Consider the following 16,864-nt stretch of genomic DNA (forward strand, 5'->3'; position numbering starts at 1 on the left):
CCAAAAGAGGTGTTGATCGTTTGGTCCGGCTGCGTCGGGCTGTCGTCCTGCCGCCGCCTACTGACGAAATTCGTTGGTCAACTCGCCGATCCCGTCGATCGCGACGGTGACCGTATTGACGGTCTCCTTCATCACCCCGACGCCGATCGATGTCCCGCAGCAGATCAGGTCGCCCGGCAGCAGCGTCATGTCGTGCGAGATCTTGCTGACCAGCGCCTGCGCACTGAAGATCATGTCCGCGATCGGATAGTTCTGGCGCTCGACGCCGTTGAGGATGGTGCGCACCACGAGGCGCGCGGGGTCGAGGCCGGAGGCAATCACCGGACCGAACGGGCCATATCCGTCAAAGCCCTTGGCCCGCGCCCATTGCGGGAAAGTCGGATCGCGATTGAGGATGTCGGCGGCGGTGACGTCGTTGGTGCAGGTATAGCCGAAGATGTAGGCGTCGGCCTGTTCGGGCGTGACGGCGGTGCAGCTCTTGCCGATGACAATGCCGAGCTCGCCTTCGTAGGTCGTCTTGCCATCGTAACCCAACGGGCGCGTGATAACGGCGCCAGGCGCGGTCACGCTGGTCTGCGCTTTCAACAAATACAGCGGTTCGGCCGGCTCAGGCGATTTCAGCTTCGCGGCGAGCGCGTGAAAATTATTCCAGAGCGCGACGATCTTGCTCGGCTCGGTCGGCGCGAGCAGCTCGACATCGTCCAGCGCCAGCGTCTGTCCGGTCGGTCGTGTGTCGCCGAACATCTCGCCTGCGTGCACGGAGATGCCGGAGGGGGTGAGGTGTCCGAAGCCGATCTCGGCACGGTGGCGGAAGCGCACCCAGCGCGTAATGTTGGCCATCGGGATCATGCCACCGCCAGCGATTTGGCTTCGGCGCCGGCCGCCCCGTCATAGAGGCCCGCCAGTCTGGTGCGCTGCGCGACCAGCGCCAGCACTGCGTCGAGGGCGGGTGTCGCGATCCCGGTCATCCGGCCCATTTCCTGTACCACGGTGATCAGCGGATCGATCTCGACCGGACGCCCGCGCTCGAGGTCCTGCAGCATCGAGGTCTTGTGCGCGCCGACCTTGCGCGCGCCCTCGATGCGGCGTTCGACGTCGACCCGGAACTTGACGCCGAGGCTTTCCGCGATCGCCTGGGCCTCCAGCATGATCGCCCTCGACAATGCGCGCGTGCCGGGATTGGTGCAGATCACGTCGAGCGTCGCGTGGGTGAGGGCGCTGATCGGGTTGAAGCAGACATTGCCCCACAGCTTGAGCCAGATCTCGTCGCGGATGCGATCGAGCACCGGCGCCTTCATTCCCGCCGCGACGAACAGCGCTGAAAGGCGCTCGACGTCAGGCGTGATCTCACCGGAGGGTTCGCCGAGTGGAAAGCTGTTGCCGTAGACGTGGCGGATCACGCCGGGCGCCTCGATCTCGGTGGCGGGATACACCACGCAGCCGATGGCGCGCGCGGGGTCGAGCTCGTTCCACTGCCGTCCACCGGGATCGATGCTCTCGAGCGCCGATCCTTCGTGACGTCCGCCGTGCTTGTAGAAATACCAATAGGGGATGCCGTTGACGGCGGTGACGATGCGGGTCCGCTCACCCAACAGGGGCCGCATCGGTTCGATGACGCCGGTGATCGAATGTGCCTTGAGGCAGATGACGACGAAATCCTGCTCGCCGAGTTCGGCGGGGTTGTCGGTGCAGCGAGGATGCACCACGCGCTCCTCTTCGCCGATCAGGAGCTTCAGGCCGTTTTGCCGCATCGCGGCGAGGTGCGCTCCCCGCGCGACCAGGCTGACGTCGGCGCCAGCGCGCATAAATTCGACACCGAGATAGCCGCCGATGGCACCGGCACCGTAGATGCAGATCTTCATGAAATCCTCGCGAGCAGAGTAGGGACACAGCATGAGCCGCAGCGGCTCGAACCGGGTTGCGTGGCAATGGCCTCGGGAAAATCGGTCAGGCCGCGCAGGCGGCTTCCTCCAGGGCAAAGCTGATGTCCCGCATGCTCACGACGCCGACGAGCCGGCCGTTGTCGATGACGGGCATATGGCGGATGTCGTGACGGACCATCAGGCGCTCGACATCGGTGAGCGTGTCCTGCGAATTGCAGGCCACCAGCGGCCGCGGCGAAATGAACTGCCCGACTTTCGCAGCAAGACCGCCGGTGCCGCGCTCGGCGATGACAGCGACGACATCGCGCTCGCTGAACATTCCAACGACGGCGGCGTCGATGCTGCGCGAGACGTTCCTGACCACGAGTGCGCCCACATTGCTCGCGTACATCAGGTTCGCCGCAATGCTCACGGTTTCGCTCGAGCCGATCGTCACCACGTGCGCACTGTTGGTGCGAAGGATGTCCCCGACATACATGGCATGGTCCTCCCGGTTGCAGAATTGGGTCGTTAAGAAGCAATCGTGGTATACATTATCCCAGATGTCAAACGAAAGAATCGATGCGTTCTGCAAGAAGAATGGCAAAAAGACTGACCTATGCTCGAATTCTGTTACCTTGACTCTCGGGTCCTTTGGTATGCCATATGCCAATTGTGACGCTCGTTATCGGCGAGCAATTTCGTTCTGAACCGCAACCGGTTAGGGGCAGGTCGTGATGAAAAGAGAGCCGATCCGGCGCAAGCCGTCCGATCCCGATTTTCGCGCGCAGCCGGATCACGACGCGCGAGACGGCGGCGTTCAATCGGTCGATCGCGCGCTGCAAATCCTGGAAGCGCTTGCCGAGGATGACGAAGGCTATCGGCTGACCGATCTTGCGATCCGCATCGGCCTGCCGCCGTCGACGGCGCATCGGCTGCTGACGACGCTGGAGAATCGCAGGTTCGTGCAGTTCGACCGCGAGGAGTCCAAATGGCATATCGGCGCGCAAAGCTTTGTGGTCGGCTCGACCTTCATGCGCCGGCGCAATTTTTCCGCGCGGGCATTGCCCTATCTGCGCAAGCTGCGCGACCAAACCAGGGAGACCGCCAATCTTGCAGTCGTCGATGACGACTCCATCATCGTCGTCTCACGCATCGAAAGCCGTGAGATCATGCGTTCGCTGACCAAGGTCGGCGGACGCGTGGCGTTGATCGCTTCGGGCGTGGGGAAGGCGGTGCTGGCCGCGTATTCCGACGCCGACATCAACGCGATCATCCGCCGCCGCGGCATGCCGCGCCTGACGGAGAAGTCGATCATTCGGCCGGGCGAGTTGTTCAGGGAATTGGAGACCGTGCGAAGGCAGGGCTATGCGGTGGACGATGAAGAGGCGCGGCTCGGCCTGCGCTGCGTCGCCGCGGTCGTGTTCAACGATTGCAGCGAGCCGTTCGCGGCGGTTTCGGTATCGGGCATGGCGGATCGGCTGACGGACGAGCGCTTGCCGGAGATCGGCGCAATCGTGCACCAGATCGCCGCCGAGCTTTCGGCAGAGCTGCGCGGGAGCAGCCGCACACAGCCGTAGCAGGCGCGCGGAGCCTGCTGCGGTTCTCGTCCGCGCCGCTTTCCACGCTTGTGTGGGCGCTAATCGTTTGGAGACATGCAGGAAATCGCAAGCGCTGCCACTGGGCGGAAAATCCAATCGATTGCGTTGAGATCGATGATCGCGGGCCTGATGATCATGCTCAGGCCAACTCACAGCGAGGCGGGATCATCAGATGAAGATGCGAGCAATCGATGCAGCAGTGCGCATTCTGGAACGCGAGGGGATCACTTGCGCTTTTGGCGTTCCCGGCGCTGCGATCAACCCGCTTTACTCCGCACTGAAGCGCAACGGCTCGATCCGGCACATTCTGGCGCGGCACGTCGAAGGTGCCTCGCATATGGCGGAAGGCTACACCAGGGCGAAGGCGGGCAATATCGGCGTCTGCATCGGCACCTCGGGGCCCGCCGGAACCGACATGATCACCGGGCTCTATTCGGCGATCGCGGATTCGATTCCGATCCTATGCATCACCGGTCAGGCGCCGCGGGCGCGGCTCTACAAGGAAGACTTCCAGGCCGTCGACATCGAGGCGATCGCAAAGCCGGTGACGAAATGGGCCGTCACCGTGCGCGAGCCGGCGCTGGTGCCGCGGGTGTTCAGCCAGGCCTTCCATGTCATGCGGTCGGGGCGGCCGGGACCGGTGCTGATCGATCTGCCTCTCGACGTGCAATTGGCCGAGATCGAGTTCGACGACGAGACCTATTCGCCGCTGCCGGTCTACAAGCCTGCGGCGACGCGCAAGCAGATCGAGAAGGCGCTCGAGATGCTCAACGCCGCGGAGCGACCGCTGATCGTCGCCGGCGGCGGCGTGATCAACGCCGATGCGTCCGAGCTCCTGGTCGCGTTCGCTGAAGCGGTCAACGTTCCCGTCGTCCCGACGCTGATGGCGTGGGGCGCCATTCCGGACGATCACCCGCTGATGGCCGGCATGGTCGGTCTGCAGACCAGCCATCGCTATGCCAACGCCACGATGCTCGAATCCGATTTCGTGCTCGGTATCGGAAACCGCTGGGCCAACCGGCATACCGGTTCGATCGAGACCTACACCAAGGGCCGCAAATTCGTCCATGTCGACATCGAGCCGACCCAGATCGGGCGCGTCTTCAATCCGGACCTCGGCATCGTGTCGGACGCCAAGGCCGCGCTGGAGCTGTTCGTGACCGTCGCCCGCGAGTGGCGGAAGTCCGGCAAGCTGCGCGACCGGCAGGCTTGGCCCGCCGCCTGCCGCGACCGCAAGCGCTCGATGCTGCGCAAGAGCCACTTCGACAACATCCCGATCAAGCCGCAGCGCGTCTACGAGGAGATGAACAAGGCGTTCGGCCGCGACACCTGCTACGTGACCGTGATCGGGCTGTCGCAGATCGCGGGCGCCCAGTTCCTCAACGTCTACAATCCACGCAACTGGATCAACGCCGGGCAGGCCGGTCCGCTCGGCTGGACATTGCCGGCCGCGCTTGGGGTGCGCGCCGCCGATCCCGATCGCGACGTCGTCGCGCTGTCGGGGGACTACGACTTCCAGTTCCTGATCGAGGAGCTTGCGGTCGGGGCGCAGTTCAATCTGCCCTACATCCACGTCGTCGTGAACAATTCCTACCTCGGGCTGATCCGGCAGGCGCAGCGCGGCTTCGACATGGACTATCACGTCCAGCTCTCGTTCGAGAACATCAATGCCCCCGAGATCGGCGTCTACGGCGTCGACCATGTGACGGTCGCGGAAGGGCTCGGCTGCAAGGCGATCCGTGTGACGGATCCGAACGAGGCGCAGGCCGCGTTCGCGACCGCGCGCGAGCTGATGGCCAAGCACCGCGTCCCCGTGGTGGTGGAGTTCATTCTCGAGCGCGTCACCAATATCGCGATGGGAACGGAGATCGACAACATCGTCGAGTTCGAAGAGGTGCTCGACCTTCCGCTCGATGACGTGCCGAGCGCGCAACGATCCGGCACGCTGTTGCCGGCCTGACGACATCATCCAGCGCTGCCGAAGCGGAGATACCACCGTGCCTCAATTTGCCGCCAACCTCACCATGCTCTTCAACGAGGTGCCGTTCCTCGATCGGTTCGCCGCCGCCAAGGCCGCCGGCTTCAATGCAGTCGAGTATCTGTTTCCCTATGATTTCGAAAAGAGCGAGTTGCGGGAGGAGCTGACGCGCTGTGGGCTGACCCAGGTGCTGCATAACCTTCCCGCCGGCAATTGGGCCGCCGGCGAGCGGGGCATTGCGATCCTGCGCAATCGGGTCGACGAATTTCGCGACGGCGTGGTACGCGCGATCGACTACGCCAAGGCGCTGGATTGCCGGCAGCTGAACTGCCTGGTCGGCATCGCTCCCGCCGGTGCTGATACGGCAGACCTGCGTGAGACCCTGGTGTCCAATCTGCGCTTCGCCGCCGCTGCGCTCGGCCAGCATGGCATCAAGCTCCTGATCGAGCCGATCAACACGCTCGATATTCCCGGTTTCTTCCTGAACGGAACGGAGCAGGCAGTACAGCTCATTTCCGACGTGGGCTCACCCAACCTGTTCATCCAGTACGACATCTATCACATGCAGATCATGGAAGGTGATCTGGCGCGAACCCTGCAGAAGCACCTCGGCCGGATCGCGCATGTCCAGCTCGCCGACAATCCCGGCCGTAACGAGCCCGGGACCGGCGAGATCAACTATCCCTATTTGTTCAAGCATCTCGACAGCATCGGATATCGCGGCTGGATCGGATGCGAATACAAGCCGCGGACGACCACGCTCGAGAGCCTCGCCTGGCACGCCGCACAGACTTTCGAGACTTAATCAGGCTGACAGGAGCGACGACAACATGAAAGACATAGGATTCATCGGGCTCGGCACCATGGGACGTCCGATGGCGAGCCACCTCCTGGCTGCCGGCTATCGCCTGTTCCTGCACGACGTCGCGCCGATTCCGCCGGACCTGATTGCGGCCGGCGGCGTCGCTTGCGAGTCCGCAAGGCAGGTGACGCAGGAAGCGGACGCCGTGATCATCATGGTTCCGGATACGCCGCATGTGGAAGCCGTGCTGTTCGGTCAAGGCGGCGTCGCGGAGGGGGTCTCCAAGGGCATGATCGTCGTCGATATGAGCTCGATCTCGCCGCTGGCGACGAAGGAGTTTGCACGGAAGATCGGTGCGCTCGGCGCTGACTATCTCGACGCGCCGGTTTCCGGCGGCGAGGTCGGTGCAAAGGCGGCAAGCCTGACCATCATGGTCGGCGGGCGGGAGCGGGCGTTCAACGCGATGAAGCCGCTGTTCGAGACGATGGGGAAGAATGTCACGCATGTCGGCGGCAATGGCGACGGCCAGACCACCAAGGTCGCGAACCAGATCATCGTGGCGCTGACCATCGAGGCCGTGAGCGAGGCCCTGCTGTTCGCATCCAAGGCGGGCGCCGATCCCGCGCTGGTGCGCCAGGCGTTGATGGGTGGCTTTGCGTCGTCCCGAATCCTTGAGGTCCACGGCGAGCGCATGCTGAAGCGCAATTTCGATCCGGGCTTTCGCATCGAGCTGCATCAGAAGGATCTCAACCTCGCGCTGGAAGGCGCGCGGGCGCTCGGCTTGTCGCTGCCGGGCACAGCGGCAGCCCAGCAGCTGTTCAACGCCTGCACCGCCCTCGGCGGCAAGGCCTGGGACCATTCCGCTATCCTGCGGGCGCTGGAAGTCATGGCGGGTCACGAGGTGGCGGCTGCCTGAGCTTCATGCAAATGGTCAGGGTGCCGAACGTCGCTGGCCCGCCTGATGACGGTATCGACGGCCCGGCACCCATATGCCAAAGAGCGGTCTCTGGCTCCTTGACACGGTAAGTAAAAATATTATTACATAGCGTGCTTGGGAGAGAGGCCGATGTTGCAGACAAAACGAAGCTATGGCGGCATGGTGACCGCGCCGCACCACCTGGCGGCGCAGGCGGGACTCGCAGTCTTGTCGGAAGGTGGCAATGCCATCGAGGCGATGATCGCCGCGGCCGCGACGATTGCCGTGGCCTATCCGCACATGAACGGTCTCGGCGGCGACAGCTTCTGGCTCGTCGGCCGCGCCGGTTCGACGCCGGTCGGGATTCAGGCTTGCGGGCGCGCCGCGATGGCGGCGGATCGCAACTGGTATCGCGAGCGTGGCTGCAGCAGCATTCCCGGCCGCGGCCCGCTCGCCGCGCTTACCGTCGCCGGCACCGTCGACGGCTGGCAGAAAGCCTTTGAACTCAGCCGCGATCGTCATGATGGTCGGCTGCCGATGGCGCGGTTGCTCGAGCCGGCAATCCGGCATGCCGAGGAGGGCGTGCCGGTCACCAGCACGCTGCATGAGAACATCCGCAACAAGCGGCATGAGCTCGAAAACGTGCCCGGCTATGCCGAGGTCTATCTGCCGCAAGGCGCTCCGCTCCCGATCGGTGCGCGGCTGCGGCAGCCACGCGTCGCCGCGACGCTGCGGCGTCTGGCCAAGGCCGGGCTGTCCGATTTCTATCGCGGCGAACTGGCGCGCTCGATGGCGGCCGATCTCGAGCGGGTCGGGAGCCCACTGCGGCTCGCTGATCTGGAGCGGCATCAGGCTTCGCTGGTGACGCCGCTCTCGGTCGCGGTGTCCGGACACAAGGTCTTCAACATGCCGCCGCCGACGCAGGGGCTGGCCTCGCTCCTGATCCTGGCACTTTATGCCCGGCGCATGGCTGGTGAAGCCGATGGCGTCGATCATCTGCACAGGCTTGTCGAATGCACGAAGGCTGCGTTCCGCGTTCGCAACGGATATGTGACCGATCCCGACTACATGAAGCGCGCGGCCGCTGAATTCCTGTCCGAGGAGTCGCTGGCCGCGCTTCACGAAACGGTATCCGACCGACGCGCTGCGCCGTGGCCCGATCCGTCCAAGCAGGGCGATACGGTGTGGCTCGCCGCGACCGATCGCAATGGACTCAGCGTCAGCTTCATTCAAAGCGTCTACTGGGAATTCGGCTCGGGCGTCATCCTCCCGGAGAGCGGCGTCACCTGGCAGAACCGCGGCACCAGCTTCAGCCTCGGCGAGACCGATACCAATCGGCTGGATCCGGGACGGCTGCCGTTCCACACCATCCAGCCGGCGATGGCCGAGCTCGGCGATGGGCGGCTGATATCGTTCGGCACGATGGGCGGAGAGGGCCAGCCGCAGACCCAGGCCGCCATCTTCAGCCGTTACGCCTTGCACGGCCAGGAGCTGCAGTCCGCGATCACGGCGCCGCGCTGGCTGCTCGGCCGCACCTGGGGCGAGGAGAACAACAACCTGAAGATCGAATCCCGCTTCGATCCCGCGGTCATCGAACGGCTCCGCGCGCTCGGCCACGACATCCAGGTGACCGGCCCGTTCGAGGAGTTCATGGGACACGCCGGTGCGATCGTCTGGCACCCCGACGGCCTGATGGAAGGGGCCAGCGATCCGCGCAGCGACGGCGTCGTTGCGACCCGCTGAGGATATTCCCGGCACATGATCCGCACGAACCTGCGTCGTGCGGATCGCCCGCTAGCGGGACTGCTTGCCGAGCCGCGCCGTTGCCTTCACAGACTTGTCCTTGCGTTCCCCGACGGTGGCGGTCAGCCAGGTCAGGATCATGTCCTGCGCATGCTCGCGGCGCCGCTCAAGCCAGTCCGACGCACCGAGGTCCTTGTCGAACATCGCCGACAATGTGTACCGGTTGGAAACGTGGAAATAGCTCATCGCAGTGATTGAGACATAGAGCTGGATCGGATCGACATCACCGCGAAACAGGCCGGCAGCCACGCCGCGCCGCAGAATGCTTTCGATGCTGGCAACCAGAGGCAAAGTGAGATCGGCAATCTTGCGCGACTTGCGCATATTGCGCCCGCGCTGCAGGTTCTCGGTGTTGATCAGGGCGATGTAGTTCTGGTGCTGCCCAAAGAAAGTGAACGTGAAGTCGATCAACCCGCTCATTGCGGCGATCGGTTCGAGATCATCGAGTTTCAGCTGCTGTTCGGCCGCGCGAATTTCGGTGTAGACGTCCTCGAGGACGGCAATGTAGAGCCCGTTCTTGTCGCCGAAATAGGCATAGAGCAGGCGCATGTTGGCCTTGGCGCGCTGCGCAATCGCCTCGACGCGTGCGCCGCCCAGGCCGTTGTGGCAGAACTCGAAGGTCGCCGCACGCAGGATCGCTTCCTTGGTGAGCGCGGAGTCGCGAGGCCGCTTTCCGCGCGTGGTCGTGCGGGTGGGGCTGGTCTGTGCTGTTGTCTCTGTCACGGCGTCAACCTTGCCTGGGCTCGGGTATTCACGCAAGGCACGTCCGCATCAGGCCACATCGGGCAGCGGACCGGTTCCCGGCGCAAGCAGCTGGGATTGAGATCGGCATTACGACTATTCGTCAAGTGCGATTCCTCCATGTTCACTGCTTCCGGGCGCCGGCCGCCACCATCACGCTACCCTGCGCGACCAGTCGGCCAGCCTTGTAGACGTCGCGCGGCTTGGGACGAGCGACCACGGCTTCCTGGACATGCCGGGCATCCAGCACGACGAAATCCGCCGTCCCGCCGACCGTGAGGCCGTAATCCTTGAGGCCAAGCGCGCGCGCTGCGTTGGTCGTCACCATGGCAAAGGCCGCGGCCAGTTGATCGTCCGTGTTGAAGCCGGAGCGATAGCCGACCATCATCGCGCGTTCGAGCAGGTCGCCGTCGCCATAGGGCCACCAGGAATCGCGGATGTTGTCGTTGCCGGAGAACACGGTGACGCCGGCATCGCGAAGCAGCAACACGGGCGGAAACAGCCGCGCGCCCGGGGCATTGGTGAGAATGGCGACGCCGGCCTCGGCAAGCTGCTGCGCGGTCCGTTGAACGACGTCGACAGCCACCTCGCCGAGCGCGTAGGCATGACTGATCGTGACCTTGCCGCCGAGGCTCGACGCCTTGGTCCTTCGTGCGATTTCCTCGATTTCCGAGATGCCTTGCAGGCCGCCGTCATGCAGGTGGATATCGATGCCGACGCCATGCCGCTCGGCGATCCCGAAGACGACATCGAGATGCCCGGCGACGTCGCCATCATGGCCCGCGGGATCAAGTCCGCCGACCAGATCGGCACCGGCGCGCACGGCTTCCTCGAGCAACTTGGCCGTTCCGGGCGATGTCAGGATGCCGCTTTGGGGAAACGCGACGATCTGGATCGAAAGCTTCTCCCGGTGAGCCTCCCGCGCGGCGGCGATCGGTTCGAAATGCCGCAGGCCGACCTCGGCGTCGACATCGACATGGCTGCGCATGTGAGTGGTGCCCTGCGAGACGCAGAGGTCGATCAGGGCGGCGGCCCGAACCGGGATCGGCTTGGCGCCGGCGAGGGCTTCCTTCTCGAATTTGACACGCTCGCGCACGTCGAAGCCGGCGGTGCAGGGCCGGTGCGGCTTCCAGTCGTCGCCGATGAAGCATTTGTCGAGGTGGATGTGACCTTCGACCATGCCGGGGAGTACCAGGCGCCGGCCCAGATCGCGCGTTTCGCCGACTGCGCCGTAGCTTTGCGGGGACGGCGTGATCGCCACGATCTTGCCGCCGCGCACGGCGATCTCGACGAGCTGGCCGTCGGTCAGCCGCGCGTTCTGAAACAGTGTGTCGATGGCTGTCAATTCGGGTCTCCGGTTTCTTATGTCGGTACGATGCCGTCGAGCAGGGTGCGGGAAAATGCCGCGATCTCGCCGGCGGTGGTGATCCAGATGTCGTCGCGCCTTGCGACGATTGCCTGCAAGGCGCGCCGCAGTGGCCGCAGCCGGTGCGGCTGGCCGACCAGGTATGGATGCAGCGCGATCCCCATCACCAGCGACTGTTTTGCGGATTGCGCCAGCATCTCCTCGAATGCGTCGGCGATCATGGCCGCAAACTGTTCGCCGCTGTCCTTGCGCCCGACAATCGAGGGGATGTCGTTCAGTTCCTGTGGATAGGGGACGGACAGGATCCGCCCGCCATCCCTTGTCGCGAACCACACCGGCTGATCGTCCATGCACCAGTCGAGCAGGTATTGGTAGCCCGCTTCGGCGAGCAGGTCCGGCGTCACGGCGGATTGCGAGATCCACGGACCGAGCCAGCCAAGCGGTCGCCGCCCCTCGGCGCGCCCGATGATGTCGGTGGCTTCCTCGATCAGTCGCTGCTCCTCGGCAGGTGAGAGCACGCCCTGGCGTTCGGAATTGGTCCGTCCATGGCCGACGACCTCGTCGCCTCGCGCGCGAAATGCGTCCATGACTTCCGGGCAGTAGTGATAGATGCTGCTGTTCGCGAGCACGGAGACCGGCAATTTCAGTTCGTCGAACAGGTCGATGAGCCGCCACACGCCGACCCGGTTGCCGTAATCGCGCCAGGCGTAATTGAGCACGTCCGGGTGCGGGCCGCCCGGGCAGAGCTCGGCACCAAGTCCGTCGCCAAAAGCGAAATGCTCGAGGTTGAGCGCGACATAGACCGCGAGCCGCTTTCCCTCCGGCCACGCGAAGTCGGGACGGCGCGTGATCGCGCTGTAGCGGTAGCGGTCGTGAGAGAGCAGTGCGCGCGCTGGATCCGGCGCTTGCGTGGATGTTGCACCGCCGAGAACGCCACGTGAGGTGGCTCGCTCCGGTTCCGCTGCAATCTGCCGTTCCATTGCAATCTCCACTCGGCACGCGATCAGCCGCTTGACATTCGTCGATTTGTGAAGAAAGTTTTTACTTCCGTCAAGGCCGCGGACACAGCGGCAGCGGACCAGAGGCGGCTCGGGAGCCGTCGGAGAGGGAGGAATTGCAGAAATGAGCTACGCTTGTACCCCCATCACCGGGCTGTGCCGCCGCGTTGTCTTGCAGGGCGCACTGGCCATTCTCATCGGCTCCGTGCCGTTCGCGGAGCGGGCGCAGGCCGCCGAGCCGATCAAGATTGGCCTCGTCACCGCGCTGTCCGGGCAATCGGCGCGCGCCGGCGAAGCGTTGACCCGCGGCGCCACGATCGCGATCGAGGAGATCAACGCGAAGGGGGGCGTGCTCGGCCGTCCGCTGGAACTGGTGCGCCGCGACGATGAAAGCAATCCCGCCAAGGGGCTGACCGCGGCGCGCGAACTGATCCAGCGCGAGAAGGTCGCGGTGCTGCTCGGCGGTCTCGATACGCCGGTGCAGCTTGCGATCGTGCCGTTCGTCAACAACGTCAAGATGCCGTTCGTGGTGCCGTGGGCCGCCGGAACCAACATCACGCAGAACGGCGCCGCGTCCAATTATGTGTTCCGCGTCTCGGCGATGGACGACGAGGTCGACAAGGCGATCGTTGCATTCGCCGGCAAGACCTTCGCCGCCAAGAAGCCGGGCCTCATCCTCGTCAACAATCCCTGGGGCGAATCCAACGAGCACGGCCTGCGCGCGGCGCTGAAGGCTGCCGGGATCGAACCGGCGGGTGTCGAGAAGTTCGAGGCGAACGATGTCGACGTGGTCGCGCAACTATCCCGGCTCAAGCAGGCCGGCGCCGACTCGCTGTTCCTGGTCGGCAATGTCGGTCCATCCTCGCAGGTCGTGAAATCGCTCGACCGGATGGGCTGGGCGCCGCCGATCGTCTCGCATTGGGGACCGGCCGGCGGCCGCTTCACCGAGCTTGCCGGGCCGAGCGCCGAGAGCGTCGTCTTCGTCCAGACCTACAGCTTCTTCGGCAACCTCTCGCCGGTCGGCAAGCGCGTGCTCGCCGAACTGCAGGCGAAGTATCCGGACATCAAGGGCCCGGCGGACGTGACGCCCGCAGTCGGCTTCGCCAACGCCTATGACAGCGTCCTGGTGATCGCCGGCGCGATCCAGAAGGCCGGCAGCACCGATCCGACCGCCATTCGTGACGGCTTCTACGGAATCGACCGGCTGGAAGGCCTGATCAAGACCTATGAGAAGCCGTTTGCCCAGGACAAGCACGATGCGCTGACGGCGCAGGACTACATCTGGGCCCATTTCGAAGACAACCACATCCTGCCGTTCAAGAACTGACGGCAGCGGTCGTCCAGCAAGCAGATCGGGGTGATCATCGATGTCGTTTCTTTCGGCGATAATAACCGGAATGGCGCTGGGGAGCATGTACGGTCTGCTCGCGCTGGGCTTTCACGTCACTTACGCCGTGTCCGGCACGGTCAACTTCTCGCAGGGCAGCTCGATGACCCTGGGAGCCGTTGCCGGATACTTCTTCCTCATCGTGTGGGGCTGGCCGGCCGCGATCGGCATTCCCGCGGTGTTATTGGTCTGCGCGGTTTACGGCGTCCTGATTGAACGCTTCGCGGTTCGTCCGTTCGTGCAGCGCGGGTCGGACAACTGGCTGATGGCGACCGTTGCGGTCGGCATCATCGTCGACAATGTGATGCTGTTCGTGTTCGGCAAGGAGCCGCGCAGCTTCCCGTCGATGCTCGCGGCCAAGCCGATCCAGATCGTGGAGGGCGCAGGCGTCTACCCGCTGCAGCTCCTGATTCCCGTGGTCGGCCTCCTGCTTGCGCTGGCGCTGCATCTGATCACCCGCCGCACGCGGCATGGCGTCGCGATGCTTGCGGTGGTGCAGAATCCCAACGCCGCGCGGCTGATGGGCATCAATGTCAGCGGCGCCATTGCCGCGAGTTACGCGGTGTCGGCCATGCTGGCGGGCGTCGCCGCGCTGTTGATCGCGCCGCTGTTCAACGTCTCGTCCGAGATGGGTACGCTGTTCGGCATCAAGGCGTTCGCCGCTGCCATCATCGGCGGTCTCGCCAGCGCCTGGGGCGTCATGCTGGCCGGATTGTGTCTTGGCCTGATCGAGGTGTTCGCGACCAACTATCTCGGCTCGGTGTACACCCAGATCATCACGTTCGCTTCCGTCATCGTCATCCTCGTCGTCATGCCGCACGGGCTGCTCGGCCGAGCTGGAGTTAAGAAGGTATGACCTCTCGCGCCTCCCTTCTCGTCGCGCTCGCGGCGTTCGCGATTGCCATCTTCTATGCCGCGGTCGCGGACAGCTATTCGGTGTTCCTGATCGCGACGATCTCGCTGACTGCGATCGCCTGCATCGGCCTCAACGTCCTGCTCGGCCTCGCGGGCCAGATCTCGCTCGGCCATATCGGCTTCATGGCGATCGGTGCGTACACCACTGTGCTGCTGATGGAAAAGGCCGGCTGGCCCTATCTCGCGGCGACGGCGGGGGCCATCGTGCTGGTCAGCATCGTCGGCGGGCTGCTGGCGATGCCGGCGCTGCGCGTGCGTGGGCCGTATCTGGCGATGGTGACGATTGCGTTCGGCTTCATCGTCGAGCATGTCACGATCGAGTGGCGCGATCTCACCGGCGGCGGCAACGGCCTGATGCTGAGCGCGCCGCCGAGCGTGTTCGGCTATTCGCTGTCCGAGCGTTCGCTTGCCATCGCCGGCGTCGTGCTGGTATTCGCCGGCCTCATCCTGTTCGAGCGGCTGAAGCGCAGCGGCTGGGGCTATGCCATGCGTGCCGCCCGCGATACCGAGGTCGCGACGCGCTCGCTCGGCATCGATCTGGTGCAGGTCCGCGCCGTGGCCTTCGTGATCTCGGCGGCCGCGATGGCGCTGGCCGGCGCGCTGTTCGCGCCGCTGCAGGGCTATATCAGCCCGAGCTCGTTTCCGTTCCTGCAATCGGTGCTGCTGCTGTTCGCCGTTATGGTCGGCGGCGCCGGCTCGGTGCTCGGCCCGGTGATCGGCGCCGCGCTGGTGGTGCTGCTGCCGGAAGCGCTGTCGGATCTTGCGGAGTATCGCCTGCTGGCCTTCGGCGTGCTGCTGTTCGTCGTGCTGCGCGCCGCGCCCTCCGGCATCGTTGGCCTCGTGGAACAGCTCGTCGGAAGATTCCTGCCGGCGCGCAAGCCGGTGGCCGAGCCCGCGATCGCTGCGGCGGAAACCGATGCTGCGATCCTCGAGACCCACAATGCGGCGGGGCTCGACGTGACCGATCTCTCGATCTCGTTCGGCGGCGTGCGCGCGGTCCAGGGTGTCTCGTTCAAGGCGGCGCCCGGTGCCGTCACCAGCATCATCGGTCCCAACGGCGCAGGCAAGACCAGCGCGCTCAATCTGCTCTGCGGTTTCTACCGGCCGCAGGCAGGGACGGTGAAGCTTGGCGATCGCGACGTCACGGGCATGACGTCGCATCTGCTGGCGCGGGTCGGCGTCGCCCGTACGTTCCAGACCACGCAGCTGTTCGGCTCGCTCACGATCCTGGAGAACATCCTGCTGGCCGAACGGGTCGGCCGTCTCGGCGGCGTCGTCTCCGCGCTGCGCAACCCGGAGACCGAACGTTTCGCCCGGTTCCTGCTGCGCTTTGCCGGCGTCGATGGCGACGTCGATCGTCTTGCGGATTCGCTGTCCCATGGCGAGAAGCGGCTGGTCGAGATCGCGCGCGCGCTGGCGTTGCGGCCGCGCATCCTGCTGCTCGACGAGCCCGCGGCGGGCCTGTCGAAGGGCGACAAGCAGCGCCTGACCGCGCTGTTGCGCCGGATCGCCGATCTCGGGATCGCCGTGATCATCGTCGAGCACGACATGCCGATGATCATGTCGCTGAGCGATCTCATCGTCGTGCTCGACGGCGGCAAGCGCATCGCGATCGGCGATGCGGCGGCGATCCGCAACGATCCGCTGGTGCGCAAGGCCTATCTTGGCGACGCCACGCCCGGTGAGAAGCGCCGCGAGCCGCGGCCGGCGCGGCAGGGCACCGCGCTCGAGGTCAAGACGCTCGATTCGTTCTATGGCCTGTCGCGCGCGTTGAACGGGATCGATCTGGTGGTCGCGCCCGGCGAGGCGGTCGCGGTGCTCGGCGCCAACGGCGCCGGCAAGACCACCCTGATGCGGTCGATCGCCGGTCTCGAACCGCCGCGGTCGACGGGCGAAGTGCGGCTCGCCGAGACCCGCATCGACAGGATGCCCGCCCATGTTCGTGCCCGCTCCGGCGTCGTGCTGGTGCCGGAAGGGCGGCAGGTTTTCCCGGAACTGACGGTGAAGCAGAACCTGCAGCTCGGCGCCTATGCGCGCAAGGGGATAGACCTAGATGCCGAGATCGAGGCGATGTTCGTCCGCTTCCCGCGGTTGAAGGAGCGCATCGACCAGCGCGCCGGCCTGTTGTCGGGAGGCGAGCAGCAGATGCTCGCGGTCGCGCGCGGCCTTCTAACCGGGCCGAAGATCTACATGCTGGACGAGCCGTCGCTCGGGTTGGCGCCGCTGGTGGTCGATGAGTTGTTTGCGTCCTTTGAGCGGCTGCGCAGCGAAGGCATGACCATCATCGTGGTCGATCAGATGGCAGGCCATGCGCTCGCGCTGGCCGACCGGGCCTATCTGCTGGAGACCGGCGCGATCCTGAAGAGCGGCGCCGCCGACATCATCGCCGAGGATCCGTTGCTCGAGGCGGCGTATCTCGGCGGCGAGGCCCAGGCCGGCGCGCCGCAACGGCTCGCGGCCCAGGCACGTTGAGGGAGGCGAGGGCGGATGTTGGT

The 16,864-nt window shown here is 65.2% G+C and carries 14 protein-coding genes; 8 read left to right on the forward strand and 6 right to left on the reverse strand.

Translation table 11 applies throughout. The annotated features are described in order from the left end of the window. Nucleotides 1-57 precede the first annotated feature (57 nt). The 3 genes from XH92_RS20345 to XH92_RS20355 form a co-directional block, all read right to left on the reverse strand. Nucleotides 58-840 carry a fumarylacetoacetate hydrolase family protein gene (locus XH92_RS20345; RefSeq protein WP_194460773.1) on the reverse strand — a complete coding sequence of 261 codons (783 nt, stop codon included), beginning with the start codon at nt 838-840 and terminating at the stop codon, nt 58-60. 5 nt (nt 841-845) lie between these two features. Continuing rightward, nucleotides 846-1,862, reverse strand: coding sequence for a 2-dehydropantoate 2-reductase (locus XH92_RS20350; protein WP_194460774.1), 1,017 nt, complete (start codon nt 1,860-1,862; stop codon nt 846-848). A gap of 85 nt (nt 1,863-1,947) precedes the next feature. Further along, nucleotides 1,948-2,361, reverse strand: coding sequence for a CBS domain-containing protein (locus tag XH92_RS20355; protein ID WP_194461349.1), 414 nt, complete (start codon nt 2,359-2,361; stop codon nt 1,948-1,950). A 238-nt stretch (nt 2,362-2,599) separates the two neighbouring features. Between XH92_RS20355 and XH92_RS20360 the strand changes: the two genes are divergently transcribed. The 5 genes from XH92_RS20360 to XH92_RS20380 all read left to right on the forward strand — a co-directional run bounded on the left by XH92_RS20360 (nt 2,600) and on the right by XH92_RS20380 (nt 8,902). After that, nucleotides 2,600-3,442, forward strand: a complete 843-nt coding sequence (locus XH92_RS20360) for an IclR family transcriptional regulator (protein ID WP_194460775.1) — start codon at nt 2,600-2,602, stop codon at nt 3,440-3,442. A gap of 193 nt (nt 3,443-3,635) precedes the next feature. Beyond that, the gene (gene gcl, locus XH92_RS20365) at nt 3,636-5,423 is read left to right on the forward strand and encodes a glyoxylate carboligase (protein ID WP_194460776.1); all 1,788 of its coding nucleotides are present in this window, start codon (nt 3,636-3,638) and stop codon (nt 5,421-5,423) included. Nucleotides 5,424-5,460: 37 nt separating this feature from the next. Then, the gene (gene hyi / locus XH92_RS20370; RefSeq protein WP_194460777.1) at nt 5,461-6,246 is read left to right on the forward strand and encodes a hydroxypyruvate isomerase; all 786 of its coding nucleotides are present in this window, start codon (nt 5,461-5,463) and stop codon (nt 6,244-6,246) included. Between the two features lie 25 nt (nt 6,247-6,271). After that, nucleotides 6,272-7,159, forward strand: coding sequence for a 2-hydroxy-3-oxopropionate reductase (locus tag XH92_RS20375; protein ID WP_194460778.1), 888 nt, complete (start codon nt 6,272-6,274; stop codon nt 7,157-7,159). A 150-nt stretch (nt 7,160-7,309) separates the two neighbouring features. After that, nucleotides 7,310-8,902, forward strand: a complete 1,593-nt coding sequence (locus XH92_RS20380) for a gamma-glutamyltransferase family protein (protein ID WP_194460779.1) — start codon at nt 7,310-7,312, stop codon at nt 8,900-8,902. 51 nt (nt 8,903-8,953) lie between these two features. Here the strand turns inward: XH92_RS20380 and XH92_RS20385 are convergent, their stop codons facing one another. The 3 genes from XH92_RS20385 to XH92_RS20395 all read right to left on the reverse strand — a co-directional run bounded on the left by XH92_RS20385 (nt 8,954) and on the right by XH92_RS20395 (nt 12,049). Beyond that, nucleotides 8,954-9,685, reverse strand: coding sequence for a TetR/AcrR family transcriptional regulator (locus tag XH92_RS20385; RefSeq protein WP_194460780.1), 732 nt, complete (start codon nt 9,683-9,685; stop codon nt 8,954-8,956). Between the two features lie 142 nt (nt 9,686-9,827). After that, nucleotides 9,828-11,048, reverse strand: coding sequence for an amidohydrolase family protein (locus tag XH92_RS20390; protein WP_194460781.1), 1,221 nt, complete (start codon nt 11,046-11,048; stop codon nt 9,828-9,830). A gap of 17 nt (nt 11,049-11,065) precedes the next feature. Then, nucleotides 11,066-12,049: a polysaccharide deacetylase family protein gene (locus XH92_RS20395; protein ID WP_194460782.1), complete on the reverse strand. Its 984-nt coding sequence runs from the start codon at nt 12,047-12,049 to the stop codon at nt 11,066-11,068. Between the two features lie 142 nt (nt 12,050-12,191). Here XH92_RS20395 and XH92_RS20400 point away from each other — a divergent pair, with 142 nt between their 5' ends. From XH92_RS20400 to XH92_RS20410, 3 genes are read left to right on the forward strand one after another with little or no spacing between them, the layout of a single operon-like run. Next, nucleotides 12,192-13,394, forward strand: a complete 1,203-nt coding sequence (locus XH92_RS20400; protein ID WP_194460783.1) for an ABC transporter substrate-binding protein — start codon at nt 12,192-12,194, stop codon at nt 13,392-13,394. A gap of 40 nt (nt 13,395-13,434) precedes the next feature. Then, on the forward strand, nt 13,435-14,310 hold the full coding sequence (locus XH92_RS20405) for a branched-chain amino acid ABC transporter permease (RefSeq protein WP_194460784.1): 876 nt from the start codon (nt 13,435-13,437) through the stop codon (nt 14,308-14,310). Then, a complete protein-coding gene (locus XH92_RS20410) occupies nt 14,307-16,841 on the forward strand; it encodes a branched-chain amino acid ABC transporter ATP-binding protein/permease (protein ID WP_194460785.1) in 2,535 nt (844 codons plus the stop codon). The genes XH92_RS20405 and XH92_RS20410 overlap by 4 nt, the downstream gene beginning before the upstream one ends. The last annotated feature ends 23 nt before the right edge of the window (nt 16,842-16,864 follow it).

The organism is Bradyrhizobium sp. CCBAU 53421, from assembly GCF_015291625.1.
In the GTDB taxonomy this organism is placed as follows: Bacteria; Pseudomonadota; Alphaproteobacteria; order Rhizobiales; family Xanthobacteraceae; genus Bradyrhizobium.